Source organism: Flavobacterium sp. GNP011 (assembly GCF_056428925.1).
The window spans coordinates 98,746-123,482 of record NZ_JBWJVJ010000006.1; the positions used below are offsets into that span (position 1 = coordinate 98,746).

Here is a 24,737-nt window from a genome sequence, read left to right on the forward strand (position 1 = left end):
TTACGGTTTTTGTTAAAGTTCCCTTAATCACTTGAAGATTCCTCCCTTCTAAGTTTGCAAAACAAAATAAAACAACAAACCAATGAAAATTTTAAGAAAAAATCTGCTCTTTCTTTTACTTCTATTTTGCGTACATATAACTACTGCGCAAACTAATGCAATATCAGGAAAAGTAACCGATTTATCCGGATTCCCGCTTACTGGGGCAACTGTTTTAGTTAAAGGAACTAAAACTGCAGCCATTGCAGATGAAAATGGAAAGTACACCATTAAAACCGAACAAGGCAAGACATTAGTTTTTAGCTATATGGGTTTTATTTCTAAAGAAGTAGTAGTAAACAACCAACAAAATCTCAATGTTACATTACAAGACGATTCTATATCACTAGGGGAAGTTGTTGTAACTGCTTTAGGAATTAAAAGAGATAAACGTGCTTTAGGATATGCTTCCCAAGAGTTGAAATCAGAGGATATCAATAAAGTAAACTCGGCAAATTTTGTATCCAACTTAACAGGTAAAATATCTGGAGTTCAAATTACAGGCTCTGGAAACGGAATCACAAGTTCTTCAAGAATTACTATCCGTGGAGACAAATCTTTGAACATCAATAATAACGGACCTTTATTTATAGTTGATGGTATTCCAATCAATAATAATGTATATGGTGTAGGAGGCGGTCCCACTACTCAGACTAACCTACCAACTGATTATGGCAATGGTGCTTCAGAAATTAATCAAGAGAACATTGAAAGTGTAAACGTACTAAAAGGTGCAGCCGCATCAGCACTTTATGGTTCTAGAGCAGCAAATGGTGTTATTGTTATTACTACTAAATCTGGTAAAAAAGGCAAAGGATTTGGTGTTTCAATCGCTTCTTCTTTCATGACAAGCGAAGCATTGCGCTTACCTGAAATTCAAGGTGTTTATGGTGCGGGATCAAAACAAGTATACGATCCTGGAGCAGATACAAACTTAGGTCCCCGTTTTGACTCAGGAGTTTCTTTATTACAGAATGGAAGTCCAGGATATTCAATAGGACAAGGACAAGTTTTACCATTTGAATTCAGATACAACTTAAATGACTTTTTTAGAAAAGGAAACTCGATTTCAAACTCAGTATCAATTTCTGGTTCAGATGAAAAAACTAATTTCAGGCTAAGCTATGGAAAAACTTCCAGCGAGGATATCGTACCAAATTCTAATTTGAAAAGAGAAAACATAAATCTTAACCTGAATTACTCTATTTCAGATAAATGGAAAATTAGCACAGTAGCTACTTATACAAAAAGCGCCAGTGATAATACTCCTGTAACAGGCTACGGAAGTCAAGGAATTATGTATAATTTACTTTGGAATCATACCAATGTAGACTTAGATTGGCTTAAAGATTACTGGATTGTTAAAGATGTGAGACAAAACAGCATGTTTGGTTGGGGAGATAATCCTTTTAAAATTGCGTATGAAAATATTAATGCATTTAAAAAAGGGCGTCTTTTTGGGAACATTTCTTCTACTTATCAAATCGATGAAAACTTTTCGTTCATGGCTAGAATAGGAATGGACAATTCTAATGATTTTAGATGGTCAAGACGACCAATTGGATCTTCAAGATATGTTTCTGGAATGTACCGCGAACAAACGATTAGTTTTACAGAATACAATGCTGATATGTTGTTGAGTTACGATCGTAATTTTGGGGATTTTTCGGTTAAAATATCCTACGGAGCAAACAGCATGAATCAATACACATCTGAAAGTAAAATTGAAGGACAAGGAATCAGTATTCCTGGAATTTACAATTTACAAAACATTAATGTTATGCCTATTTCATCAAGAGATATTTACAAAAAACGCATTAACAGCATGTATAGTTTCGCAAATATTGGATACAAAGATTTTCTATATTTAGATCTAACGGCTAGAAATGACTGGTCTTCTACCCTTCCAGCAGACAATAATTCTTACTTCTATCCTTCTGCTTCATTAAGCTTTATTCCAACTTCATTATTTGAAATGAATGAGAATATTGATTTCTTAAAACTGAGAGTAAACGCAGCTTCTGTAGGAAACGACACTGATCCTTATAAATTAGTAAAAACATACAACAATGGAACTTTAGCGGGTACATTGACTAATCCTAGCACTATTTTAAACAGTAATTTGAAGCCTGAAATTGCCACATCCTATGAAGTAGGTGTTGAAGCTCAGCTTTTCAAAAAAAGAATTACGTTAGATGCTAGTTATTACATCACCGATTCTAAAAATCAAATCGTAGGTTTAGATGTGTCACAAGCTTCTGGATTTAATTCGAATGTAATCAACGCAGGGAAAATACAAAATAAAGGAATCGAGATAGGATTAGGAATCACGCCTGTTCGAACAGAAAATTTTGAATGGTCACTTAACGCTAATTTTACTCAGAACCGTGGTACTGTAAAAGAATTGACTCCAGGAATTAACAATTACATCATTGCTCAAGGTCCAAATGGTGGCACAATTGAAGCACGTGTTGGCGAGAGAATGGGAGACATGTACGGTCGTGGTTATTTAAGAAGTCCTGACAATCAAATTGTTTTCGATACTAATGGTTCCCCAATTTTAGATACAAAAATCAAAAAAATAGGAAACTACAATCCAGATTGGATGTTGGGCCTCAGCACTAATCTTAAATACAAAAACTTCAATCTTAATGCATTATTAGATGTACGCCAAGGTGGTAAAATATATTCAATGACCAATTCAATTGGAATGGAAAGTGGAATCCTTGCCGTTTCATTACCAGGAAGAGAAACAGGAATTATTGGTAACGGAGTAGTTCAAAACACAGACGGATCATACAGACCAAACACAACTTCTGTGAGTGCAGAAAACTGGTATTACTACAATGCTTATCGTAGAGATAACATTGAGGCCAATTCATTTGACGCTTCTTATGTAAAACTGAGAGAGGTAAGTTTGAATTACAGAATATCTGACAAATGGACCAAAGCGGTAAAAATGCAAAATTTAAGTATTGGATTAGTTGGAAACAATCTAGCACTTTGGACAAAAGTTCCAAATATTGACCCAGAAACTCAAGCAATAAGTGGCGGTACATTACTACCTGGATTCGAAGTATTACAACTGCCATCATCCAGAAATTATGGAATCAAATTAAATGCTTCATTCTAAAAAAATTATCATGAAAAAAATCTTAGCCTTTATAGTACTATTAACTCTTAGTATTTCTTGCACCGACGGGTTTGAAGAAATCAACACTAATAAAAATCAACCCACTGCTTCACAACCTAAGCAAATGCTACCCAACGTTATTTTTAACTTGGCCAATAGTAACGTGACCAACTCCTATGACTTTGGAGACATCGTCGCTCAATATGGTGGTTTCTATGAGTACAACCAACTAGACGTTTATGATTGGGGAGCTGACAACCGTTTTTGGGGATTATACAAATGGCTTAACGATATCTATGATATCAAAAAACAAGCCATCGCATTAAATGACAAAAATTACGAAGCCATTAGTCTTGTTCTTGAAACCTATACCATGAGTCTTATTACAGACACTTATGGTTACGCTCCCTATTCTGAAGCTTCAAAAGGAGAATCTGGAATATTAAAACCTAAGTATGATTCTCAAGAAGCTATCTATAAACAACTGCTTTTAAATTTAGACAATGCAAACGATTTGATAAATGTTAAATCAAAAGTAGAAGGAGACTTATTATATGGTGGAGAAATGTTAAAATGGAAAAAATTCTGTAACTCACTACATGTTCGTCTCTTGATGCGAATTTCCAACAAGGTCAATGTTAGCGCTAAATTAAATGAGATTATTACTAAACCAGCACTATATCCTTTATTCCAATCGAATATTGACAATGCGAATTATGTTTACTCAGGAAGCTATCCTAATATTTCACCAATGAGTGATGGAGTGAATAGATTGTACGGTTACAATATTGTGATTCCTTCCACAAATTTAGTGAATACATTAATTGCAAATAATGACCCTAGACTAGACGAATGGATTGATCCTATTGCAGGAACAACGAATCATTTAGGATTAAAACCTGGATTACCGCTAGATCAAATTGGGGAACCAACAAAATATTCTAGAAGAGCAGAAGATTATTTTTATGGGAAAACAAAAATATCTTCTCTATTCATGACCTATAGTGAATTGAACTTCTTGTTAGCCGAAGCGAGCCAGCGCAATCTTATTACAACTGGATCAGCCAAAATGTACTATGATACCGCAGTAACAGCTTCTTTCGGGCAATGGAATGTAACGATGCCAAATAATTACTTGACAGTTACAGCACCATATAACGCTACAAATGAAGTGCTATATACCCAAAAATGGTTAGCTTTATACCACACAGGAATTGAATCTTGGTTGGACTGGAAAAGAACTGGAAAACCAAGTTTTATTCAAGCAGGTCCAGGAGCTAAAAACAATGGTAAAGTACCTAGAAGAATCTTATATCCAAGTTTAGAGCAATCTGTAAACAAAGAAAATTACAGCGAGGCGATACAAAAAATAGGAGGAAGCGACAATATTAACGCGAAAGTATGGTGGGATAATTTTTAATAGAAATAAAGATGAAAAAAATATTATTAATTCTGATCCTTCTTGTTGCGGTGAATTCCCAAGCCCAAAAAGCAGAGAACATCATTATCATCACCACTGATGGATTTAGATGGCAAGAGGCTTTCAAGGGAATGGACGAAAGTCTAGCTAAGGACAAAAAATTCAATCAGAACGACAGTGCTTATATTTATAAAAAATATTGGGCTGAAAATATAAACGAACGAAGAGAAAAATTAATGCCTTTTATGTGGTCTGTTCTGGCTAAAAAAGGACAAATTTATGGTAACAGAACCCTTGGTAACAAAGTAAATAACGCCAATCCCTATTGGTTTAGTTATCCTGGTTATAACGAAATCATGACAGGCTACGCTGATACTTTAATCAATTCAAATAAGTATCCTGCAAATCCAAATATTACTATTTTAGAATTCTTAAGCAAACAAGCTAAGATAAAAGGTAAAGTTGCTGCTTTTGGGGCTTGGGATGCTTTTGATAATATCCTAAATGAAAAAAGAGCAGGTTTTCCAGTGGTATCTGCTTTTGATAAGGTAGGAGGAAAAACACCAACAGAGAGACAAAAATTAATTAATGCTATGCTAGCAGATTCATTTAAACCTTTTCACGAGGAGGAATGTCTGGATGTATTTACACATTATGGCGCTCTTGAAGAATTGAAAACAAACAAACCAAAAGTATTATACATCTCTTATGGCGAAACGGATGAGTGGGCTCATGCTGGATTTTATCGTTCCTATTTAGATGCAGCACATCAAGTGGATGCTTGGATCAAAGAGATTTGGGAATTTGTACAAAACGATCCTCAATACAAAGACAAAACGGCTTTAGTATTTACAACAGATCATGGCAGAGGCGATCTTATAAAAGCAGAATGGACAAGTCATGGACCACAAATAAAAGACGCTTCAGAAATTTGGTTTGCTGCTATGGGACCTAAAATTGAAGCAAAAGGGGAAATGAAAGAGGAAAATCAATTGTATCAAGATCAATTTGCACAAACCATAGCTAAGATTATGGGATATACATTTGAAGCCAATCATCCTATTGCGAAAGAAATCTCTTCAGTAATAAAATAAATTAATTGCTCAAAAAAAAAGCTGTCCAAATTTACTTTTCGGACAGCTTTTTTTATGCTTCTTTATTGGCCAATTGCCCGCACGCAGCATCAATATCTTTACCTCTACTTCTACGCACTTTAACCACAATTCCGGATGCTTCAAGTGCTTTTATATAGGCATTTATAGATTCTTCAGATGCTTGTTGAAACTCCCCATCATCAATTGGGTTGTATTCGATAAGATTCACTTTGCAAGGAACATATTTGCAAAATTTGACCAATGCATCTACCGCTTCTTTATTGTCGTTGATACCTTTCCAAACTACATATTCATAGGAAATTTTGCTTTTGGTTTTTCGGTACCAATATTCTAATGATTCCCGTAATTCAGCTAAAGGAAAATTAGCACTAAAAGGCATAATACGTGCACGAACTTCATCTATTGCCGAGTGTAATGACACAGCTAGTTTGAATTTCACATCGTCATCGGCTAGTTTTTTAATCATTTTAGGCACTCCAGAAGTTGAGACCATAATTCTTTTTGGAGACATCCCTAATCCTTCAGAGGAAGTAATCATTTCAATGGCCTTCAAAACATTGTTGTAATTCATTAACGGCTCTCCCATTCCCATGAAAACAATATTAGACAACGGATGATTGTAATACAGACGACTTTCTTTATCAATGGCAATTACTTGATCATAAATTTCTGCAGGTTCCAGGTTACGCATTCTTTTTAATCGCGCTGTGGCGCAAAAATTACAATCTAAACTACACCCTACTTGACTCGAAACACAAGCGGTTGTTCGTGTATTTGTAGGTATCAAAACCGACTCTACTACTAAACCATCGTGTAACCGAACCGCATTTTTTACAGTACCGTCTTCTGAGCGTTGCATGGTATCTACTTTGATGTGATTGATAACAAAATGTGTTTCCAGCATAGTTCTTGTCTGCTTAGAAACATTTGTCATGTCCTCAAAACTGTGCGCTCCTTTGCTCCACAACCATTCATATACCTGATTTCCTCTAAAGGCTTTGTCATTATTGGCAACAAAAAAATCACGTAATTGTTCTTTTGAAAGGGATCTTATATCTTTTTTTTCGATTTCCATGCTGCAAAGTTAATAAGTATTTTGAGGTTTTCGTTATTTGTGAATTTGGTTATTTGTAATTTTGTGAAAAATTTAAAATAATGCATTTCATTTCTCCAGAATTAGAAGATTACATTGAGCAACATTCTGAAAAAGAGCCTGCTTTACTAGCAGCATTAAATAAAGAAACCTACCAAAAGATTTTGCTTCCGCGAATGTTAAGCGGGCATTTTCAAGGCAGGGTTTTGAGCATGTTGTCAAAATTGATTCGACCTTTGAATATTCTGGAAATTGGAACCTATACTGGTTATTCAGCATTGTGTTTGTGCGAAGGCATGCAAGAAAACGGACAATTGCACACGATTGACATCAAAGAAGAACTAGTTGATTTTCAACGGAAACATTTTGACAAATCGCCTTGGGGAGAACAAATTGTTCAACATCTCGGCGAAGCAGTTGACATTATCCCAACGATTGACTTAAAATTTGATTTGGTTTTTATTGATGCTGATAAAGAAAACTACTTGAACTATTTTGAATTGATCTTACCCAAAATGAATAAAGGAGGGATTATTCTATCTGATAATGTTTTATGGAGCGGAAAGGTTTTAGAACCCCTGAATCCTAAAGATTTAAGTACAAAAATATTACTAGAATTCAATCGTTTATTAGCAACAGATCCAAGAGTAGAGACCGTTTTACTGCCTATTCGTGATGGTTTAACGGTAAGCAGAGTTCTTTAGTTTAAAAATTCTACTGAAAACAAATACCCTAGCCCTGATAGAAGCGGCATCTCCCGATCTTAAAAAACAAGGCTCTTTTTGCCGTAGTTTTTTTGATCGGGAATACAGCGGATAGCAGGAAAAAGTTCCTAAATACAAAGAGTTATGAAAGCTCCTGAGGGAAATATTTCTTTTGTACTTTTTTGTATAAAAGGTGTATTAGATATCCAAAAACAAAGCCGAAGAAATAGCCCGTGAGTATGTCTAATGGATAATGCAAGCCTAGATAAATCCTACTGTACGCAAAAACTAAAGGCCAAAGAAACAAGAATCCAAGATACTTGATTCTACTTTTGAATACAAAGTATAAAAAGCTAGCAACAGCCATAGAATTTGCGGCATGCCCTGAAAAAAAGCTGTACGAACTTCTGGATTGAACCACCCTGATAAACGTATTAATATCTGGATTGTTACAAGGTCGCAAACGCTGAAAACCATTTTTGAAAGCGTTTGTAGTTTGATCTGTAAAGGTGATTAATAGCGCTACAAATAGCAGCAAATACAAGGTTTGTTTGCCTCCTAATTTTTTATAAACCAAAAACAATAACAATAAAAAAAAGGGAAGCCAATTGATTTGTTTGGTCAAAAATAACCATGTAGAATCAAATGTTTCATTGCCAAGGCTGTTGAGATAAACAAAAAGTTCTACATCAAGTGTACGTAGTTTTTCTAGCATTAATTTTGTCGTTTTATAGGTCCTGTAATTTCATCTTCAAGTGAAGAAGTTGCCTCTTCAACAGGCTTTGTTTCGGCAAGAAAACTGTCTTTTACTTTTGTAATCTCATCCGTTACACCTGATGTAATAGAATCAAATGGAGAGGTGTCTCCCAAGATAGATTCTTTTGCTTTATTAATTTCGCTATTGATCGATCCTGTTATGTTAGAAATTGATTTGGCATCAAAACCATTTGTTTCTGCTCCCTTTTGAATTTCACTTTTTATATCATTTGTAGCATTTTTTAGCTGCGCCATTGCTTTACCCATGGTTCTAGCAATTTCTGGTATCTTATCTGAACCAAAAAGCATAAGTACAATAAACATGATAAAAATTAATTCGCCTCCTCCTATACCAAACATAATTTTATATTTTTTATGGTTACAAAGATATTACTTTTTGAATGGTTGACTTTTAATTATTTCATAAAAATACCCCCAAAGAGCAGTTGCTTTTGGGGGTATTGTATTTTATTTTAAAAGTAATTAATCAAATTTTGATTTCACTTCTTCTTTTGGCCAAGTATTATTAGTCACATCAATATCAGCTGTTTCTAATTTTGGATCTACAACAATTTTTTTGATCGCTTTATCTGTTGCGTATACTTTCTTAGCAGTGTCATTGTTTTTTCTCCAAATTTGAGCTGGGTATTTAAACGTTTCTTTTGAGTCATCCTCATACGTTAACTCCACAATGATTGGCATTAACATTCCTCCTGGCTTATTAAACTCTACTTCGTAAAAATATTTTGGTGCTTTTAATGCTGATTTTTCCTCGGTAGTAAAGTTTTTTTCTACGTACTCAGATAATAAACTTACCTCGTTAATAGCCAATGCTTTTTTGTCTTTCGCAGCCAATTCCTCACTTGTTGCTGGAACTAAGTATACGAATGGTCCTTTTTCTTGACCAAAACGCCCTCTACGAACTACGGCATCTTTCAACTCTTTTGTTGCCGTTTCTGATACATAATATTGTTTTACCTCTTTTACACCGATATCTACAAAATCAGCGGAATAAAACCAACCTCTGAAAAACCAGTCTAAATCAACTGCCGAAGCATCTTCCATCGTTCTAAAAAAGTCCTCAGGAGTTGGGTGCTTGAATTTCCATCTGTTTGCATACACCTTAAACGCATGGTCAAACAATTCTCTACCCATAATGGTTTCTCTAAGAATGTTTAATCCTGTAGCAGGTTTTCCATAGGCATTAGCTCCAAATTGAACTATGGTTTCAGAATTTGACATGATTGGCTCTAAGAATTTTTGATCACCACTCATGTAAGGAACTATTTTACTTGCTGGTCCGCGGCTTGAAGGGAAATTAACATTCATTTCTTGCTCAGCCATATATTGCATAAAAGTATTCAATCCTTCATCCATCCAAGACCATTGACGCTCATCAGAGTTTACGATCATTGGGAAAAAGTTGTGTCCTACTTCATGAATTACAACACCTATCATTCCGTTTTTAATACGATCACTTGTAACACCTTTTTCATCAGGACGCCCGTAATTCCAGCAAATCATTGGGTATTCCATCCCTTGATCTTCTGCTGAAACTGAAACTGCTTTTGGGTAAGGATAATCAAAAGTATGTGCTGAATAGCTCTTTAAAGTATGCGCTACTGTTCTAGTTGAAGTTTCTCCCCACAATGGATTGGCTTCTTTTGGGTAAACCGAAACAGCCAATACGGTTTTATCATTTAGTTTAACCGCCATGGCATCATAAATGAATTTTCTAGAAGTTGCAATACCAAAATCTCTAACGTTTTTAGCACTGAATTTCCATGTTTTCTTTTTGTCTGAGAAACCTTTTTCAGCCGCCTCAGCTTCTGCCTGCGTTACAATAACCACTGGCTTATCATATGATTTTGTTGCCAATTCGTATCTTTTCACTTGCTCCGCAGTAAAGACTTCGCTTCTATTGGTTAACTCTCCTGTTGCTTCCATTACGTGATCAGCTGGAACTGTTATATTTACATCAAAATTACCAAATGGCAATGTAAACTCTCCTGTACCCCAAAACTGCATGTTTTGCCATCCTTCAACATCATTGTATACCGCCATTCTTGGATAAAACTGAGCAATTACATATAGTTTGTTGCCTTCTTTTTCAAATAATTCATATCCCGAACGACCTCCTTCTAGTCTGTAATTATTAATGTTGTACCACCAGTTGATAGAAAAAGAAAATTTTTCTCCCGGTTTTAATGGTGATGCCAAGTTAATACGCATCATGGTTTGATTGATCGTGTATGATAAAGGATTTCCTTTTGCATCTTTTACCTGCTCAATATTAAAACCTCGTTCTGCTGGTTCTTTTAAAAACTTAGTAGCAAAACTTCCCGCTGGAAAAACTTGCTCCATTCTTTGGCTATCAGCCAATGGTGTTTGCGAGTTTTTAGCAGCTTGATTTTGATCTAATTGAACCCATAAATACTCTAAAGTATCTGGTGAGTTGTTTGAATAAGTCACGGTTTCTGAACCTGTCAATCGTGATTTTTTATCGTCTAGTTCAATGTTAATTTTATAATCGGCTTGTTGCTGATAGTAAGCAGGTCCGGGCGCTCCAGATGCAGTACGAAACATGTTTGGCGTTGCCAATACATCATACATCTGGCTAAATTTGTTGTTGTCATATCTCCCTGTTTGCTTAGGAGTTACAGGTGCCGTTTTCTCTTGAGCAAATAGCATTGCAGGAAGCAGCAAGAATAAGGATAATTTCTTCATAGTTGGAAATCTGGTTATTTCAATGTGTGAAAATAATATTTTTTTTATTTAAAAAGGTACAAATTAATATTTTAACACTCCTTTTGATATTGATGCGGTAAATAAAAGAGTGTTTTTGACTCCTAAAACATTAAAATGCATAATATTTTGTTGCTCAGCATTATTTTGTGTCAATACTGCATTATATATATCTAGTGCCTTCATTTTTTTGATTTCTTTGATACTCAAATAACAAATAAGCACATCCCCTTCCATCTCTTTGCTAACAAAATTTATAACTTTGGTTTGTCCATCTACTTTAATAATACACTTTTCATTAAGATATTTTTTTAAAAGCAAGACATCATCAACTGTCTCAAGCTCTGAACCTAAATTTACTTTTCTATTGTGCTTTTTTTCCAAGGCATTATTCAAATCGTCTACAAAAATACGAGCCGTGATTTGAATCATTTTTTTCTCAGAAACATAATTTACTTGAAACAGGGCAACATAAAATTTGTGCGCCGCAAAAGATGACATAGAGAGAATGAGTACTACAAAAAGAACTCTTGTAATTATTTTTTTCATTTTTCAAAAGTAGTGAATCTTTTAAATTCTTTGTTCTTGTTAACCAAAAAATCCATTAGTAAAAAGGTATCTGTATCCTTTAAATACTTACTTGAAGCAGCATCGTTTTTACAATAATCCAAAAATAAATTGACTTCATCTGGTGCTAATTTTAAAGTATTCGAAAAAAAATAACCATCAATTCTAGACAAAACTAGTTCAGGAAATGTATCTGTATTGTTGCTCTCAGCCACCTCTCCGTTTTTCTTTGAGAATGCTTTTTTAAGCATTTTAAAAACGCGTACAAAATCTAATCCGTTTTCAATGGATCTATCCGATGGCATGGCGCTATTCTTGACAGCTGATTTTTCATCGCTTATGAATTTCATGTCAACTATTTTTTGGGTGTTAGGCAAAGAAGGCTTTGGGTCTAACTTTCCTTTGACCACAACTTCTTTTAAGGCCGTCAACTGCGATTCCAAATCAAATAAAGCGAGCGGCTTTAAAAAATCATTTTCAGAAACAATGATTTTTCTCGACTTAAAATTTAAGCTGGAAATGAGCAGCGTATCTTTGGCTTGAGCCAAAATATCAAAAAAACCCTGCTTGCTGATAAACGTTTTAGTCTTGGCATTCAAATTAAAAACATACCCATTATCTACTAGGGTAAAATCATTGATCAACCGGGCATGCAATGGCTTTCTATCATTATTTTGAGCCCACAAAACGTTACCAAAAAGGATACAAATAAGTAAGAGCTGCTTCATATTATTGATTTTTCAAAATTGCTATTTCAGTTGCCTTGTAATTTATCTTTATATTCTTGTGCCAAGGGTATCATGCTAAAAATAATTTGATCTTTGTCCCGAGTGAGTAGTGTTTTTGTAAAGTTATCATTTTCAACTAAATAATATTTAAACCCACTGATATATTCCTGTTTAACTCCTAATTGATTTGTAAAAAAGGCATCTTGAAACTCCTCGGAAATCCATTTGATATTCAGTTCTTTTTTTTCGAGAACAATCAATTTTTTTAAGCGTTTGGTTCTTCCGTTTATTTTATTGATCAAGGGATCTAATTCCATTGAACCGCCTAATAGGCCCAACAGCATGATGGGTTTCCAATCGCCCGCTGTTTGTAACTTTCGTTCTGCAGGAGTGAACTTTTTAGTATTTTTTGACGCTATTCCTAAACTGTAAGCATCTATCTTTTTACCATTGACAACAACTTCTTTCAACACCGTGTTCTTAAGTTGCAACTCTATTACAGCATCTGCTTTTTCTAAATCGGAATCTATGATTATTTTTTGCTTCTTTTGCAAATGAACGGCTTCAAAAACTAAAGTATCTTTGACATGAACTGTTATAGAAAATAAGCCATCTTGGTTGGTACTTACTTGCAAACCTGATTTTTTATTGATAATGGTTACACCTGCTGTAAACTGATTGCTTACAATTACTTTTCCAGCATAAAACTTCTCAACAGTAGATTGACCAAATACCATTTGGAATAAAAAAAGAACACAAAAGACTATTTTAAACTTATTGTGACGCATTCATTTCATTATAAATTTCGGCGAGCTTTACAATTCTGAACATTAATTTCCACTTGTTTTTGCTTTTTAGAGACGCACTAAATTCTGCATCTTCTATACAATAATACTGAAACCCTTTGATGTAATCTTTGTCGATTTTTAAGGTTTCAACATAATAGTTATCCTGAAAAATCCCATCAAGCCTATTTAATGCTGCGATATTCCGTTCTACTTTAAGAGCATTATCAAGCGCAGGATTTTTACCAGTTATCATTATTTTTATTGCTTGGAGAGGTCCATTGGGCTGGGAATACCTACCGCGTTCCGCTGCCGTTACCACTTTTTGATTTTTAGGAATTATACCTATTGCCCTTGCATTAATTTCTGGGTGAGCATTAACATAAACCACTTGCAATTCAATTGCTTTTATAAACATCTCAATATCTAAACGTTTTTGATGCATATCCTCTTCATCAATGCTTTGTCTATGGATTTCTAAATTTGGCGCTGTAAAAACCAAAAGATCATCTGGTTTTGCCATTATATTAAAAATTCCCAAACTGTCACTTACCGTTTCTTTTTCATTAACAATATTCAAGATATGAACACCAGCTGCAGGCTTTGCATTTGCTATAATTTTACCTGTTAGGAGTTTTTCATTTATAACCTGTCCCTGAGTACAAATACTAAGTAATGTTGCTATTAGTGCTATGCTATTATTTTGTTTCAAGAGCTATGATTTCGTTGTAATTTTGAGCTAATTTGGATATTAAAAACATGGCCTTCCATTTATTTTTAGCAGCAAGTGCAGCTGCAAAGTCAACATCATCAACACAATAATACTGGAATCCTAAAATATGTTCCTGAGGAATTTTCAAAGTCTCTATATAATATTTATCTTCAAAAAAGTTGGCAAACCTGGCCAATAGTTGTTCCTTTTTCTCCACAATCATTTCTTTTTTCAGCATAGCCTTGCGTCCAGAAATGGTGTTAAGTAACCCATCTATTCCTCCACCAGAGGTTGCCGTATACATCTTTCGCTCTGCGGGAGTGTACTTTTTTTGACCGTAAGGAATAATACGCAAACTTTCTGCCGAAATACTATTATCATTGACAATAACCTCCCTTAAAACAATACTTTTGGGATTCATTTTTACCAACAAAAGCGTTTGCTCAAGATCTTGTTTCTCTATTTTCTTTCGGAGTCCTTCTAGATTTACAGCGGTAAAAACAAGTACGTCACCCTCTTTTGCAGGAATTGTAAAAAAACCGTTGCCATCAGATGTTGTTGCTTTCTCGGTAGTAAGGTTAACAATATTAATGCGGTCTACAGCGACAGAATCAGCTGTGATTTTCCCCTTAATCTCTTTTATAGTAACTCCTTGTCCATACATTGATTGAACAATGATTACAAGCGCTATTAGTAGTGTATTCTTAATTTTCACGGGCTATAATTTCTTTATATTGTAATGCTAAATCTCCCATCAAAAAAGTAGTTAATGCAACATTTTTTGAGATTAAAGCCGCAACAAAACTATCGCTTTCTATGCAATAATATTCAAATCCTTTTACGTACAAAGCTGGTATTTGAAACTTAGTCATAAAATATTCCTTGGTAAACCAATTTTCTATTTGAATTATATACAATTCCTTCTTCTCTGCATTCAACTGCTTTTTCAGCATTTTTGTTCTACCGGAAATCCAGTTGAGCAATGGATCTACTGATACTGAACCACCAGCCATTGATCCTGCATTTAGAGAAGTGTTCAAGTCAGTTGCAGTATATAATTTTCTTTCTGCGGGAGTGTACGTCTTTTGTCCTTTTGGGATAATTCCGAGTGCTCTAGCATTGATTCCATTTTGAACTACAACTTCCTTTAATTGATACGAGCGTAAGTTTGCTTGTACCGATATAAATCCTTGAAGAAATTGCTGTGCCGATATTGGAAAATAAATATCTTTCATTTGCAATCCATTAAAAACCAAAGTATCTCCAACCGCTGCAAGTATCGAAAAATTTCCTTGAGCATTAGTACGAGTGGTTTCTTTAGTCTTTTTGTTCACAACATCAACACCCTCTAAAACATCATCTTGCACCATTACCGAACCCTTTAGAACAATTCTAGGCATCTCTTGCGACTCCATTTGTGTAGTCATCAAAATTATAAGCAAGCACAGCACTTTAAACATTCGTTAAAAAAGAAGTATTGATTCGCCGTAAAAGTATCGTAATGCTTTGCAAATTAATTACTAATAGGATGGTAAAAAAATGTTAATTAAAAATCACAGTTAAAAAAGACGATTTTAATATCTTTATAAAAAAATAATACCTGAACAATGAAAAATATGATTATAGCAAGTACCTCAACACTTGCTCATCAAAGTTACTTAGAATATCTATTGCCTACCTTAACCAAACATTTTAAGGATTGTAATAGCATCCTTTTTATTTCATATGCTAGACCTGGCGGTATTACTCACGAGGAATACACAGCAATTGTTAGATTGGCTTTCGCCAAAATTAATATTGCTGTAAAAGGAATTGAAGAATTTGAAAACCCTTTTAAAGCCATAAATGACGCCCAAGGAATTTTTACTGGCGGCGGAAACACATTTGTTCTAGTATCTCAATTATATAAGAACAATATCATGCAACCACTTGCTGATGCTATTAAGAAAGGAACACCATATCTAGGCACAAGTGCAGGAAGTAATATATGCGGACTTAGCATGCAAACTACAAATGACATGCCTATTGTATATCCGCCTAGTTTTAAAACTTTAGGAATGATTCCGTTTAATTTAAATCCGCATTACCTTGATCCAGATACAACATCTACTCACATGGGTGAAACGCGCGAAACTCGAATTAAGGAATTTCACGCATACAATTCGGTTCCCGTATTAGGATTGAGAGAAGGCAGCTGGCTAGAAGTAAAAGGAGATAAAATAACCTTGAAAGGTAATTTAACCGCAAGATTGTTTGGTCAAAATCAAACTCCCACAGAACTTGAATCAGAAACCGACTTGAGTTACATTAAATAATTTAAAGAAATTTTTTAAACAAAAAAAGCCGAAACATAAAGTTTCGGCTTCAAAGAGCGAAAGACGGGGCTTCTCGTATTTCTTCGTTCACGGTACATCCCGAAGCTTCGGGACTAGCACAACCTTAAAACAAAAAACCTCAAACAAAAGCTTGAGGTTTTAGAGCGAAAGACGAGGCTCGAACTCGCGACAACCAGCTTGGAAGGCTGGAGCTCTACCAACTGAGCTACTTTCGCATTATAACAGTAAAAAATTTCTAAGTAAAACTTGAAACTTAGAGCGAAAGACGAGGCTCGAACTCGCGACAACCAGCTTGGAAGGCTGGAGCTCTACCAACTGAGCTACTTTCGCATTAACAACGGTGCAAATATACTTAATAAGTTTCCTTTAATGCAAGTTTTTTTAAAAAAAAGTCAAAGCTATCAACCGTTCAGCCTTTATATAAAAGAGAAAATACAACCCTAAATAATTTAATATGAATTTATTATAACACTTGAAAGCTTTAAAAAAAATTATAAAAAATATTTTAAAAACACCTGTTTTAAGCACCAATAAGATAAAAAACACTACTCAATAAGTGTTCCTACCTATTTTTATGAAGCATTACGAAATGCTTTTACTTCCAAAAACTGTTGCTCTTGACGGATGATAAATAAAAAAACAAGATTTATTTTGAATCGTATTGATGATCTCCTTTGACATTTCTGCGGGAACAGCCGGACATCCTTGGCTACGGCCTAAGCGTTGATTATTTTTTATAAAAGAATCCGATACATAATCTGCAGCGTGCATAACAACGCCACGTGCTCTAGCATTATCATTTACTCCTTTTTCTAGACCGTCTAAACGCAGTGACATACCATGTTTTCCGGTATAAATTTCGCCCGTGGCATAAAAACCCAAACTACTTTTATACGATTCTGAAGCATTAGAAAATTGAGAAGCATATTCTTCTCCGGTGTTGCGACCATGTGCTACCAGTGAATGATATAAAATTTCACCGGTCTCAATGTTTATCACCCAAAGTCTTTTCACATTAGATGACAAACTAAAATCAATGATAGTAAGAATATCTTTTTGAACAATTCCTTTCTCTTTGAAAGAATAGTAACCTTTGAGAGCCTCCGTAAAGCTTTCTAGTTTAGGCAATGAAAATTTGTCCGAATGTAATGTTCGGTACACTTGTTCCATTTTAGAATTTTCGGTGGGTATTGCATTATTTGCAAACACGCTGTGATTGCTTTTAATATTATCAACAAAACGTGGTTTTTGTGTTGATAAAGAAAATATAAGCAATAAAATAGTAGGTAGCATCGTATATATCATTCGAGTCTATGGGTTATAATTTGTTTTGGGTTTGCAAAATTACAAATAATAATATGTCTTTGAACGGGTTTAACATAATTTTATTTAAAAAAATACTTGATAATGAATATGTTAAATGAATTGCATTTAATTCACCATCACTTTTTACTGACTTGCAATCTTATTGTTTAAAATGTTTTCCAATTTCCTGACATTTATAGCTCAGTACGGTATCTTACAATTAACAATTTTTTATTACCAAAACTGTAACAATCGATTGAAAAGTAAGTCTATTAATGCAAACTCTAAAATGCTGATCGCTTTTGTCCTAGACTCTCTGCCATTTGCACGTTTGAGCATCAATCAATCAATCAATTGACCCCATGAAAAATCTGTTCGTACTTTGTTTTCTTCTCTTTTCAATTTTTGGCCACAGCCAAAAGAAAACATTACAAACCAAATTCATTTCTGAAAAAATAGAAATTGATGGCAAACTAAATGAAGCCATTTGGAGCTCAGCAGCTGTAGCTGGTGATTTCATTACATTTGAACCTGATAACGGCAAACCCATTCCAGAATCTAAGAAAACAGAAGTTAGAGTATTGTATGACAATGATGCCATATATATAGGTGCGCTACTAAATGATGAAAGTCCCGAAAAAATCCTTAGAGAGATCACGCAGCGAGATGATTTTGGGACTTGTGATCTTTTTGGAGTTTTTATAAATGGTTTTAATGACGGTCAGCAAGATTTTCAATTTTTTGTAAATGCGGCTGATGGTCAAGCGGATTGCATTACAACAGATACAAACGGGGAGGATTATTCCTGGGATGCCGTATGGAAGAGCAAAGCCGTAATAACTGATAAAGGATGGGTTGTAGAAATGCGAATTCCTTATGCTGCACTGCGATTTTCAGCAGAAACCAAACAAACTTGGGGACTTAATTTTTTTAGAGAAGTAAGACGAGATCGTTTTAAATACACTTGGAATTTCATTGATTCAAAACTAGGGACTTTTACGCAACAAACAGGAATTTTGCAGGGTATTGAAAATATTAAACCCCCTACTCGACTTTTTCTTTTGCCTTATTCTTCCTTTTATGTAAATGCCAATGCTAAACAAAAAACATACGGCACCCTTAAAGGTGGTTTAGATTTAAAATACGGAATAAATGATGCCTTTACCCTAGATATGATTTTGATTCCTGATTTTGGCCAAACTAAATATGACGATCAGATCTTGAATTTAGGCCCGTTTGAACAACAATTCAATGAAAATAGACCTTTTTTCACAGAAGGAACAGATTTGTTTAGCAAAGGGAATCTCGTGTATTCGCGAAGAATTGGAGGCGCTCCCACAAATTCGCCTTCTCCTGCAACAGATGAAGTTATAATTGACAATCCTTCCAGTGTAAACCTAATAAATGCATTTAAAGTCTCAGGGAGAACTAAGGGAGGTCTTGGAGTAGGTATTTTGAACGCCGTTACCGAAAAAACAATGGTAACGATACGCAATAACAACACGCAAGAAATCCGAAAAGAAGTCGTCGAACCACTCGCAAATTATAATGTATTGGTTTTAGATCAACGCTTTCGAAAAAATTCATCGCTATCATTTGTTAATACAAACGTAACTCGAAACGGCAGTTTTAGGGATGGAAATGTTACTGCTCTTGTTTGGGATTTAAACACAAAAAAGAACACCTATAATTTAGCTGGAGATTTCAAATACAGCGTTATTAATGCTACAGAAGATAAAAAAGGAATCTATTCCCAACTTAATTTTGCGGAGACAAGTGGTAAATACCGCTACGGAATTGGGGCTGAAATCATGTCTAAGAATTTTGACAACAATGACTTAGGAATCAATTTTGAAACCAATTACTACAGTGTATACGGGAATGCAAGTTATAGAATTTTAAACCCAACAAAAACATTTAACTCCTTCAATGCTAGGTTAAACGGGTATACACAATTTCAAAAAGAAACTGGAAAAATTCAAGCTAACAATCTTAATTTTCAAATCAACTCTAATACTAAACAAAACCATTACATCGGTTTTGGTCTTAATAGCAACCCACTAGAATCGTACGATTATTATGAGCCAAGAGCTGAAAACAGATTTGTAATCATACCGGAGCGCATAGGTGGATTCATATATGTATCTACTAATTACAACAACCGTTTTGCTATTGATTTGAATCCATCATATGCTGTCTTTAATGAAAAAGGAAGAGTAACTTATGGTTTTGCCGTAGGACCAAGATACCGTTTCAGTGATAAACTATCCTTGAATTACAACTTCAATTTTTTTAGACAAAACAACAATAAAGGATATATAGACCGATATATTGATCCAACTCCAGGCAGCAACTCTGTTCCAACTATTGTATTTGCTAATAGAAATGTAGTAACCTATTCAAACACCTTGTCAGGAAAGTATGCCTTGAACAGTCAAATGACTTTTAATGTTGCAATGCGCCATTACTGGTCTTATGCCGAAAATAAAAACACCTTATCCTTAGAACAAAATGGCAGACTTACAGACTTTACAGGTTATACCGCAAACAAAAATTCAAGCTTTTACTCTTGGAATGCTGATCTATCTTACACATGGTGGTTTGCGCCAGGAAGTCAAGTGACCGTTTTGTACCGAAATAATGCTGGTGCCTTTGAACGAAATATCAATAAAGAATTCAACAGTAATATCACACGATTGCTCAATAATGATGCTTTGAGCCATGTATTTTCGATCAGCTTGCGCTATTTTATAGATTACAATCAGGTGAAGAACTCTTTTTGAATGCATTAATTTTAAAAATAGCTACCTCTCATAATTAAATAGTCATTTTTTACATGCGTTACCCTTTTAATGTATAATAGTTATTTCTTGAGATTTGAACCTTTTTAGAAATGCTTTATCTTTGTTTAAAAGACACGATAATGAATAAAAAAGTAATCTTAATGATTTTGGACGGCTGGGGAAAATCACCAGATCCAAAAGTATCAGCTATTGATAATGCAAATGTCCCTTTTATAAATAGTTTGTATCAAAATTATCCTAGTGCTCAACTAAGAACAGACGGCCTAAATGTAGGTTTGCCTGAAGGACAGATGGGAAATAGCGAAGTAGGTCACATGAATCTAGGTGCCGGACGAATTGTTTACCAAGATTTAGCCAAAATTAACTTGGCCGTTGCACACGGCACTTTAGCACAAGAACAGGTGCTAGTCGATGCCTTTACTTATGCAAAAACCCACAATAAAAAAGTACACTTTTTGGGCTTAGTATCAGATGGTGGCGTTCACTCACATACCTCCCATTTACGTGGATTAATTGACGCTTCACAACAGTATGGATTAGAAAAAGTGTACGTTCATGCTTTTACTGATGGTCGAGATGTAGATCCAAAATCAGGAAAAAAATACATTCAAGATTTACAAGAATACACCAGTCAAACTACTGTAAAAATAGCATCTATTATTGGTAGGTATTACGCTATGGATCGCGATAAACGCTGGGAGAGAGTAAAACTTGCTTATGATGTATTAGTAAATGCAATAGGAACTCCTGCTACTAATGCTGTAGAGGCAATACAAAAAAGCTATGACGCCAATATTACGGATGAATTTATAGAACCTGTGGTTATTGTAGACGCACAGCAGCAACCGCTTGCTACAATTCAGGAAGATGATGTAGTGATCTTCTTTAACTTTAGAACAGACAGAGGTAGAGAATTAACCGAAGTGTTATCCCAAACGGATTGCCATGAACAAAACATGCACAAGCTTAACCTGTACTATGTAACTTTAACAAATTACGACGAAACGTATCAAAACGTGAAAGTAGTTTACAATAAAGACAACATTACCGAAACACTAGGTGAAGTACTCGAAAAAGCACATAAAAAACAAATCCGTATTGCTGAAACAGAGAAATATCCACATGTAACATTCTTCTTTTCGGGAGGTAGAGAGCTGCCATTTATTGGCGAAAGCCGAATTTTAAAAAACTCTCCAAAAGTGGCTACGTATGACTTGCAACCAGAGATGAGTGCTTTTGAGTTGACCGCAGCACTTATTCCTGAACTCGAAAAAGAAGATGTAGATTTTGTATGTTTGAATTTTGCCAATGGAGATATGGTAGGACATACAGGTATCATGAGCGCCGCCATACAAGCCTGCGAAGCTGTTGACCAATGTGTTGAGAAAGTAATAACCACTGCGCTCGATCACAATTACACTACGCTTGTAATTGCTGACCATGGCAATTGCGAAACAATGATAAACCCAGACGGCAGTCCAAACACAGCCCACACCACAAATCCAGTTCCGCTAATTTTAGTAGACAAAGAACTTAAAACAATTAAAAATGGCGTACTAGGTGATATAGCCCCAACAATACTCGAATTGATGGGAGTAGAAAAACCAAGTGTCATGACTTGTAATTCTTTACTATGAAAAAACACCTAATTGTTCTCCTTGCCGTTGTATTATCAGGTTGTTCAACATTAGGAGCGGACAAAAATGGCAGCCCTGGTGAAGATGGAACAACTGCAACAGAAACCGAAAATGGTAAAAATGGAGCACCTGGAAAAAATGGTGATTCTTAAAAAATAAAAGATAATTAAAAACTAAAGAGCTGTCAAAAAGTATTTTTGAACAGCTCTTTTTTTATGAATTAGACTCTCACAAGTAAAAGCTGTTTTTACATAAATAAAAGTTAAAATTACAAAAACGATAGTAATACTATTATTATTGATTACATTTGTTTCAAATTTAATTGTAAAACTAATATTTTATTAAAATGAAAAAAGTATTGTTATTTTTAATGTGTTTGGCATTAACAACTTCGACTTATGCTCAAGAAAAAAAGGGTAAAAAAGTAAGTGTAAAAAAAGTAGAAATTGATTCAATCAAATGGAAAAAAGAGCATTATGTAGTCAATAGAGACTCCGCTTATGCAGATCCAAGAATAGGGTTAAAAAAACTAATGGGTGGAAACAAGCGCTTTATTGAAGGAAAAACAATCAAACCAAGGCAGGACATGAACACTATTAAAAGCCTTGAAAACGGTCAAGAGCCTTTTGCAACAATAGTAGGATGCTCAGATTCAAGGGTTCCAAACGAAATGATTTTTGACCAAGGTTTGGGTGATTTATTTATCATAAGAACTGCAGGCCAAGTATCAGCGGCTGCATCTTACGGGAGCATGGAATTTGCAACTTTAAAATTGAAAACAAAATTAATTGTAGTACTCGGACACACAGAATGTGGAGCCGTTGCTGCAGCGGTAGAGCGTCCTGAGGATGTACCTGGTCATATTGTAACCTTAATTAATGAAATTAAACCAGCAGTGGCAAAATGCGCACATTTACCTGGAAACCCTGTCAATAATGCGGTACGACAAAATGTTGTTGATCAGGTGAACAACCTACGTGATCTAGATCCTATATTACATAAAAAATATTTGAAAGGCGAAATATTAATTGTAGGTGCCGTTTATGACATACACACCGGAAAAGTAGAGTTTTTACCAGAAACTTTGCATAACTTGCCTCAGTTAAAAAAATAATCTAAATGAAGAAAATTGTTTTATCAACACTGCTGCTGCTTGTCTTCAGCAGTGTATTTGCTCAAAACACCAGGCTTCAAGACAACAACCAGATTGGGTGGCTTGGATATTTTGGAACCTTTAAGATTGCAAAAAAGTACAGTATTCATTCAGAGTATCAATGGCGACGAGATAACTATATTGCAGACAAACAACAAGGACTCTTGCGTGTTGGTCTAAATTACCTAGCAAACCCTAAAATTCAGTTAAGACTAGGATATGCTTGGATTGAGACTTATCCTTACGGCGGTTATGCCATTAATGCTCAGGGCAAAGATTTCACAGAGCATAGAACGTACCAAATGGTAACGTTTACTGATAAAATATCAAAACTTGAATTCTCACATCGGTTTATGCTAGAGCAACGTTTTATAGGGAGATATACTAACCCCGCACTTACAATAGAAGATGACTATATATTCTTAAATAGATTGAGATATATGTTTAGGGCACAAATGCCATTAACAGGTAATGAAATAAAAGACAAAACACCTTATCTTGCTGCTTACAATGAAATTATAATTGGTTTTGGGAAAAATGTAAATGAAAATATTTTTGATCAAAACAGAATAGGGCTTTTAATAGGATACAAACACAATGCTAACTTTAAAATTGAGGCAGGGTACATTAATCAAACCTTGCAACTAGGTAGAGAAATTGACCAACGAAATGTTTTTCAAAACAACAATGGCTTTATAGTTAATACCATAATAGGATTTGATTTAACTTCTAAAAATAAATCTTAAATGTGTTATCCCATTTAAAATCCTGATTAGTTTGATATATAATGAAGCACTAAAGACAAATGTAAACAAATGAAATACAGCTATTAAATGATTTATATAGCTCAAAGGTAAACTATCAAAAAAATTAATATTCATATTTTTTATTTTAGATACAAAAGCATACTTAACGGTATGCTTTTGTATCTAAATCACATCATGCTACATAAACATAATTTGCATCTTAAATTAAAGTTAAATAACAATTAATGATAGTATTACTATTAATTATAATGTACTTTTGTTTGAATTAAAAATCGAAATCATGAAAACATACTTTTTTTATATCCTTGTTCTTTTGCTTACAACTAGTCTATGGAGTCAAATTAAGTATGACAAAAATAGAGAGTTCAATGATCTTAATGACGCTTTAAAAACTCCGGAACTTATCTATCGATTAGATTTAAGCAATCAAATCATAAAACTTGATGGTGTAGACTGGTCTAAATTTATAAATTTAGAATACTTAAGCTTGAAAAATGACCATTTGAAAGAAATTCCAAGTGGTATTACAAAAATAAAAACTTTAAAATCAATTGACTTAAGCGGGAACGACTTTGATGTGCTTCCTAGTGATTTCTCAAATCTAAAATTACTTGAAGAAGTACGTTTAAACGATGAGAGTAAAATGAACCTACCCAAAACACTTGATGTTTTAGCTAAATTACCAATGCTTAAATCTTTGTACCTCGAAAATGATCAGCTCAAAACATTACCAAATGAATTATTAAAAATAAAAAACCTTGAAAATTTATTTCTTGGTAACAATGAAATTGAGAAGGTTCCAGCCTTAAAAAAATTAGATCATCTTAAATATTTAGACTTAAAAGACAACAAAATTAAAACTGACTTGCAAGAGATGAAAAATTTGAATTTTGGAATTAAAGTGAATTTCTAATTAGATAAAATTAAACAGATTATTA

At 34.4% G+C, this 24,737-nt stretch carries 22 protein-coding genes and 2 tRNA genes; 11 read left to right on the plus strand and 13 right to left on the minus strand.

Annotation, left to right across the window (positions count from 1 at the left end):
- Nucleotides 1–82: 82 nt before the first annotated feature.
- The 3 genes from AC061E_RS07600 to AC061E_RS07610 are packed head-to-tail and all read left to right on the plus strand — an operon-like array spanning nucleotide 83 to nucleotide 5,686.
- Entirely contained in the window at nucleotides 83–3,172 is a 3,090-nt protein-coding gene (locus tag AC061E_RS07600) for a SusC/RagA family TonB-linked outer membrane protein (RefSeq protein ID WP_478285687.1), read from the plus strand.
- A 10-nt stretch (nucleotides 3,173–3,182) separates the two neighbouring features.
- Nucleotides 3,183–4,592 (plus strand): SusD/RagB family nutrient-binding outer membrane lipoprotein, encoded by a 1,410-nt coding sequence (locus AC061E_RS07605; protein WP_478285688.1) that lies wholly within the window; start codon nucleotides 3,183–3,185, stop codon nucleotides 4,590–4,592.
- 11 nt (nucleotides 4,593–4,603) lie between these two features.
- Nucleotides 4,604–5,686: an alkaline phosphatase family protein gene (locus tag AC061E_RS07610; protein WP_478285689.1), complete on the plus strand. Its 1,083-nt coding sequence runs from the start codon at nucleotides 4,604–4,606 to the stop codon at nucleotides 5,684–5,686.
- Between the two features lie 52 nt (nucleotides 5,687–5,738).
- Here the strand turns inward: AC061E_RS07610 and rlmN are convergent, their stop codons facing one another.
- A complete protein-coding gene (rlmN, locus tag AC061E_RS07615) occupies nucleotides 5,739–6,782 on the minus strand; it encodes a dual-specificity RNA methyltransferase RlmN (protein ID WP_478285690.1) in 1,044 nt (347 codons plus the stop codon).
- Between the two features lie 80 nt (nucleotides 6,783–6,862).
- Here rlmN and AC061E_RS07620 point away from each other — a divergent pair, with 80 nt between their 5' ends.
- Nucleotides 6,863–7,504, plus strand: a complete 642-nt coding sequence (locus AC061E_RS07620; RefSeq protein WP_478285691.1) for an O-methyltransferase — start codon at nucleotides 6,863–6,865, stop codon at nucleotides 7,502–7,504.
- 142 nt (nucleotides 7,505–7,646) lie between these two features.
- On the opposite strand, the gene AC061E_RS07625 is transcribed toward AC061E_RS07620, so the two are convergent.
- The 9 genes from AC061E_RS07625 to AC061E_RS07665 all read right to left on the minus strand — a co-directional run bounded on the left by AC061E_RS07625 (nucleotide 7,647) and on the right by AC061E_RS07665 (nucleotide 15,224).
- Entirely contained in the window at nucleotides 7,647–8,219 is a 573-nt protein-coding gene (locus tag AC061E_RS07625; protein ID WP_478285692.1) for a phosphatase PAP2 family protein, read from the minus strand.
- Nucleotides 8,219–8,620: a Sec-independent protein translocase subunit TatA/TatB gene (locus tag AC061E_RS07630; RefSeq protein WP_478285693.1), complete on the minus strand. Its 402-nt coding sequence runs from the start codon at nucleotides 8,618–8,620 to the stop codon at nucleotides 8,219–8,221. The genes AC061E_RS07625 and AC061E_RS07630 overlap by 1 nt, the downstream gene beginning before the upstream one ends.
- Before the next feature lie 123 nt (nucleotides 8,621–8,743).
- Nucleotides 8,744–10,987, minus strand: a complete 2,244-nt coding sequence (locus tag AC061E_RS07635; protein WP_478285694.1) for a M1 family metallopeptidase — start codon at nucleotides 10,985–10,987, stop codon at nucleotides 8,744–8,746.
- A 63-nt stretch (nucleotides 10,988–11,050) separates the two neighbouring features.
- Nucleotides 11,051–11,554 (minus strand): DUF6702 family protein, encoded by a 504-nt coding sequence (locus tag AC061E_RS07640; protein ID WP_478285695.1) that lies wholly within the window; start codon nucleotides 11,552–11,554, stop codon nucleotides 11,051–11,053.
- Nucleotides 11,551–12,300: a BamP family beta-barrel-assembly machinery protein gene (gene bamP, locus AC061E_RS07645; RefSeq protein ID WP_478285696.1), complete on the minus strand. Its 750-nt coding sequence runs from the start codon at nucleotides 12,298–12,300 to the stop codon at nucleotides 11,551–11,553. Before bamP ends, AC061E_RS07640 begins: the two co-directional genes overlap by 4 nt.
- A 26-nt stretch (nucleotides 12,301–12,326) precedes the next feature.
- On the minus strand, nucleotides 12,327–13,088 hold the full coding sequence (locus AC061E_RS07650; RefSeq protein WP_478285697.1) for a peptidase associated/transthyretin-like domain-containing protein: 762 nt from the start codon (nucleotides 13,086–13,088) through the stop codon (nucleotides 12,327–12,329).
- The gene (locus tag AC061E_RS07655; protein ID WP_478285698.1) at nucleotides 13,075–13,797 is read right to left on the minus strand and encodes a BamP family beta-assembly machinery protein; all 723 of its coding nucleotides are present in this window, start codon (nucleotides 13,795–13,797) and stop codon (nucleotides 13,075–13,077) included. Before AC061E_RS07655 ends, AC061E_RS07650 begins: the two co-directional genes overlap by 14 nt.
- Complete coding sequence (locus tag AC061E_RS07660) at nucleotides 13,784–14,512, minus strand: peptidase associated/transthyretin-like domain-containing protein (RefSeq protein ID WP_478285699.1); 729 nt, start codon at nucleotides 14,510–14,512, stop codon at nucleotides 13,784–13,786. The genes AC061E_RS07655 and AC061E_RS07660 overlap by 14 nt, the downstream gene beginning before the upstream one ends.
- Complete coding sequence (locus AC061E_RS07665) at nucleotides 14,502–15,224, minus strand: hypothetical protein (protein WP_478285700.1); 723 nt, start codon at nucleotides 15,222–15,224, stop codon at nucleotides 14,502–14,504. The genes AC061E_RS07660 and AC061E_RS07665 overlap by 11 nt, the downstream gene beginning before the upstream one ends.
- 180 nt (nucleotides 15,225–15,404) lie before the next feature.
- Between AC061E_RS07665 and pepE the strand changes: the two genes are divergently transcribed.
- Nucleotides 15,405–16,112, plus strand: coding sequence for a dipeptidase PepE (pepE, locus tag AC061E_RS07670; protein ID WP_478285701.1), 708 nt, complete (start codon nucleotides 15,405–15,407; stop codon nucleotides 16,110–16,112).
- Between the two features lie 163 nt (nucleotides 16,113–16,275).
- Here the strand turns inward: pepE and AC061E_RS07675 are convergent.
- From AC061E_RS07675 to AC061E_RS07685, 3 genes are all read right to left on the minus strand, one after another.
- Nucleotides 16,276–16,348: transfer RNA gene (locus AC061E_RS07675), tRNA-Gly, on the minus strand.
- Between the two features lie 42 nt (nucleotides 16,349–16,390).
- A tRNA-Gly gene (locus tag AC061E_RS07680) sits at nucleotides 16,391–16,463 on the minus strand.
- Nucleotides 16,464–16,715: 252 nt separating this feature from the next.
- Nucleotides 16,716–17,426, minus strand: a complete 711-nt coding sequence (locus tag AC061E_RS07685; RefSeq protein ID WP_478285702.1) for a murein L,D-transpeptidase catalytic domain family protein — start codon at nucleotides 17,424–17,426, stop codon at nucleotides 16,716–16,718.
- A gap of 374 nt (nucleotides 17,427–17,800) precedes the next feature.
- Here AC061E_RS07685 and AC061E_RS07690 point away from each other — a divergent pair, with 374 nt between their 5' ends.
- From AC061E_RS07690 to AC061E_RS07715, 6 genes are all read left to right on the plus strand, one after another.
- Nucleotides 17,801–20,221, plus strand: coding sequence for a DUF5916 domain-containing protein (locus tag AC061E_RS07690; protein ID WP_478285703.1), 2,421 nt, complete (start codon nucleotides 17,801–17,803; stop codon nucleotides 20,219–20,221).
- A 140-nt stretch (nucleotides 20,222–20,361) separates the two neighbouring features.
- Nucleotides 20,362–21,879, plus strand: coding sequence for a 2,3-bisphosphoglycerate-independent phosphoglycerate mutase (gene gpmI, locus AC061E_RS07695; RefSeq protein ID WP_478285704.1), 1,518 nt, complete (start codon nucleotides 20,362–20,364; stop codon nucleotides 21,877–21,879).
- On the plus strand, nucleotides 21,876–22,031 hold the full coding sequence (locus AC061E_RS07700; RefSeq protein ID WP_478285705.1) for a hypothetical protein: 156 nt from the start codon (nucleotides 21,876–21,878) through the stop codon (nucleotides 22,029–22,031). Before gpmI ends, AC061E_RS07700 begins: the two co-directional genes overlap by 4 nt.
- Before the next feature lie 194 nt (nucleotides 22,032–22,225).
- Nucleotides 22,226–22,993 (plus strand): carbonic anhydrase, encoded by a 768-nt coding sequence (locus AC061E_RS07705; RefSeq protein WP_478285706.1) that lies wholly within the window; start codon nucleotides 22,226–22,228, stop codon nucleotides 22,991–22,993.
- Between the two features lie 5 nt (nucleotides 22,994–22,998).
- Nucleotides 22,999–23,778, plus strand: coding sequence for a DUF2490 domain-containing protein (locus AC061E_RS07710; RefSeq protein ID WP_478285707.1), 780 nt, complete (start codon nucleotides 22,999–23,001; stop codon nucleotides 23,776–23,778).
- Nucleotides 23,779–24,079: 301 nt separating this feature from the next.
- Nucleotides 24,080–24,712: a leucine-rich repeat domain-containing protein gene (locus AC061E_RS07715; RefSeq protein ID WP_478285708.1), complete on the plus strand. Its 633-nt coding sequence runs from the start codon at nucleotides 24,080–24,082 to the stop codon at nucleotides 24,710–24,712.
- Nucleotides 24,713–24,737 lie beyond the last annotated feature (25 nt).

What these genes read in the sequence shown, in the direction of transcription:
- AC061E_RS07600 (WP_478285687.1), top strand. Translation starts at nt 83, where the DNA reads ATGAAAATTTTAAGAAAAAATCTGCTCTTTCTTTTACTTCTATTTTGC.
- AC061E_RS07605 (WP_478285688.1), top strand. Translation starts at nt 3,183, where the DNA reads ATGAAAAAAATCTTAGCCTTTATAGTACTATTAACTCTTAGTATTTCT.
- AC061E_RS07610 (WP_478285689.1), top strand. Translation starts at nt 4,604, where the DNA reads ATGAAAAAAATATTATTAATTCTGATCCTTCTTGTTGCGGTGAATTCC.
- rlmN (WP_478285690.1), bottom strand. Translation starts at nt 6,782, where the DNA reads ATGGAAATCGAAAAAAAAGATATAAGATCCCTTTCAAAAGAACAATTA.
- AC061E_RS07620 (WP_478285691.1), top strand. Translation starts at nt 6,863, where the DNA reads ATGCATTTCATTTCTCCAGAATTAGAAGATTACATTGAGCAACATTCT.
- AC061E_RS07625 (WP_478285692.1), bottom strand. Translation starts at nt 8,219, where the DNA reads ATGCTAGAAAAACTACGTACACTTGATGTAGAACTTTTTGTTTATCTC.
- AC061E_RS07630 (WP_478285693.1), bottom strand. Translation starts at nt 8,620, where the DNA reads ATGTTTGGTATAGGAGGAGGCGAATTAATTTTTATCATGTTTATTGTA.
- AC061E_RS07635 (WP_478285694.1), bottom strand. Translation starts at nt 10,987, where the DNA reads ATGAAGAAATTATCCTTATTCTTGCTGCTTCCTGCAATGCTATTTGCT.
- AC061E_RS07640 (WP_478285695.1), bottom strand. Translation starts at nt 11,554, where the DNA reads ATGAAAAAAATAATTACAAGAGTTCTTTTTGTAGTACTCATTCTCTCT.
- bamP (WP_478285696.1), bottom strand. Translation starts at nt 12,300, where the DNA reads ATGAAGCAGCTCTTACTTATTTGTATCCTTTTTGGTAACGTTTTGTGG.
- AC061E_RS07650 (WP_478285697.1), bottom strand. Translation starts at nt 13,088, where the DNA reads ATGCGTCACAATAAGTTTAAAATAGTCTTTTGTGTTCTTTTTTTATTC.
- AC061E_RS07665 (WP_478285700.1), bottom strand. Translation starts at nt 15,224, where the DNA reads ATGACTACACAAATGGAGTCGCAAGAGATGCCTAGAATTGTTCTAAAG.
- pepE (WP_478285701.1), top strand. Translation starts at nt 15,405, where the DNA reads ATGAAAAATATGATTATAGCAAGTACCTCAACACTTGCTCATCAAAGT.
- AC061E_RS07685 (WP_478285702.1), bottom strand. Translation starts at nt 17,426, where the DNA reads ATGCTACCTACTATTTTATTGCTTATATTTTCTTTATCAACACAAAAA.
- AC061E_RS07690 (WP_478285703.1), top strand. Translation starts at nt 17,801, where the DNA reads ATGAAAAATCTGTTCGTACTTTGTTTTCTTCTCTTTTCAATTTTTGGC.
- gpmI (WP_478285704.1), top strand. Translation starts at nt 20,362, where the DNA reads ATGAATAAAAAAGTAATCTTAATGATTTTGGACGGCTGGGGAAAATCA.
- AC061E_RS07700 (WP_478285705.1), top strand. Translation starts at nt 21,876, where the DNA reads ATGAAAAAACACCTAATTGTTCTCCTTGCCGTTGTATTATCAGGTTGT.
- AC061E_RS07705 (WP_478285706.1), top strand. Translation starts at nt 22,226, where the DNA reads ATGAAAAAAGTATTGTTATTTTTAATGTGTTTGGCATTAACAACTTCG.
- AC061E_RS07710 (WP_478285707.1), top strand. Translation starts at nt 22,999, where the DNA reads ATGAAGAAAATTGTTTTATCAACACTGCTGCTGCTTGTCTTCAGCAGT.
- AC061E_RS07715 (WP_478285708.1), top strand. Translation starts at nt 24,080, where the DNA reads ATGAAAACATACTTTTTTTATATCCTTGTTCTTTTGCTTACAACTAGT.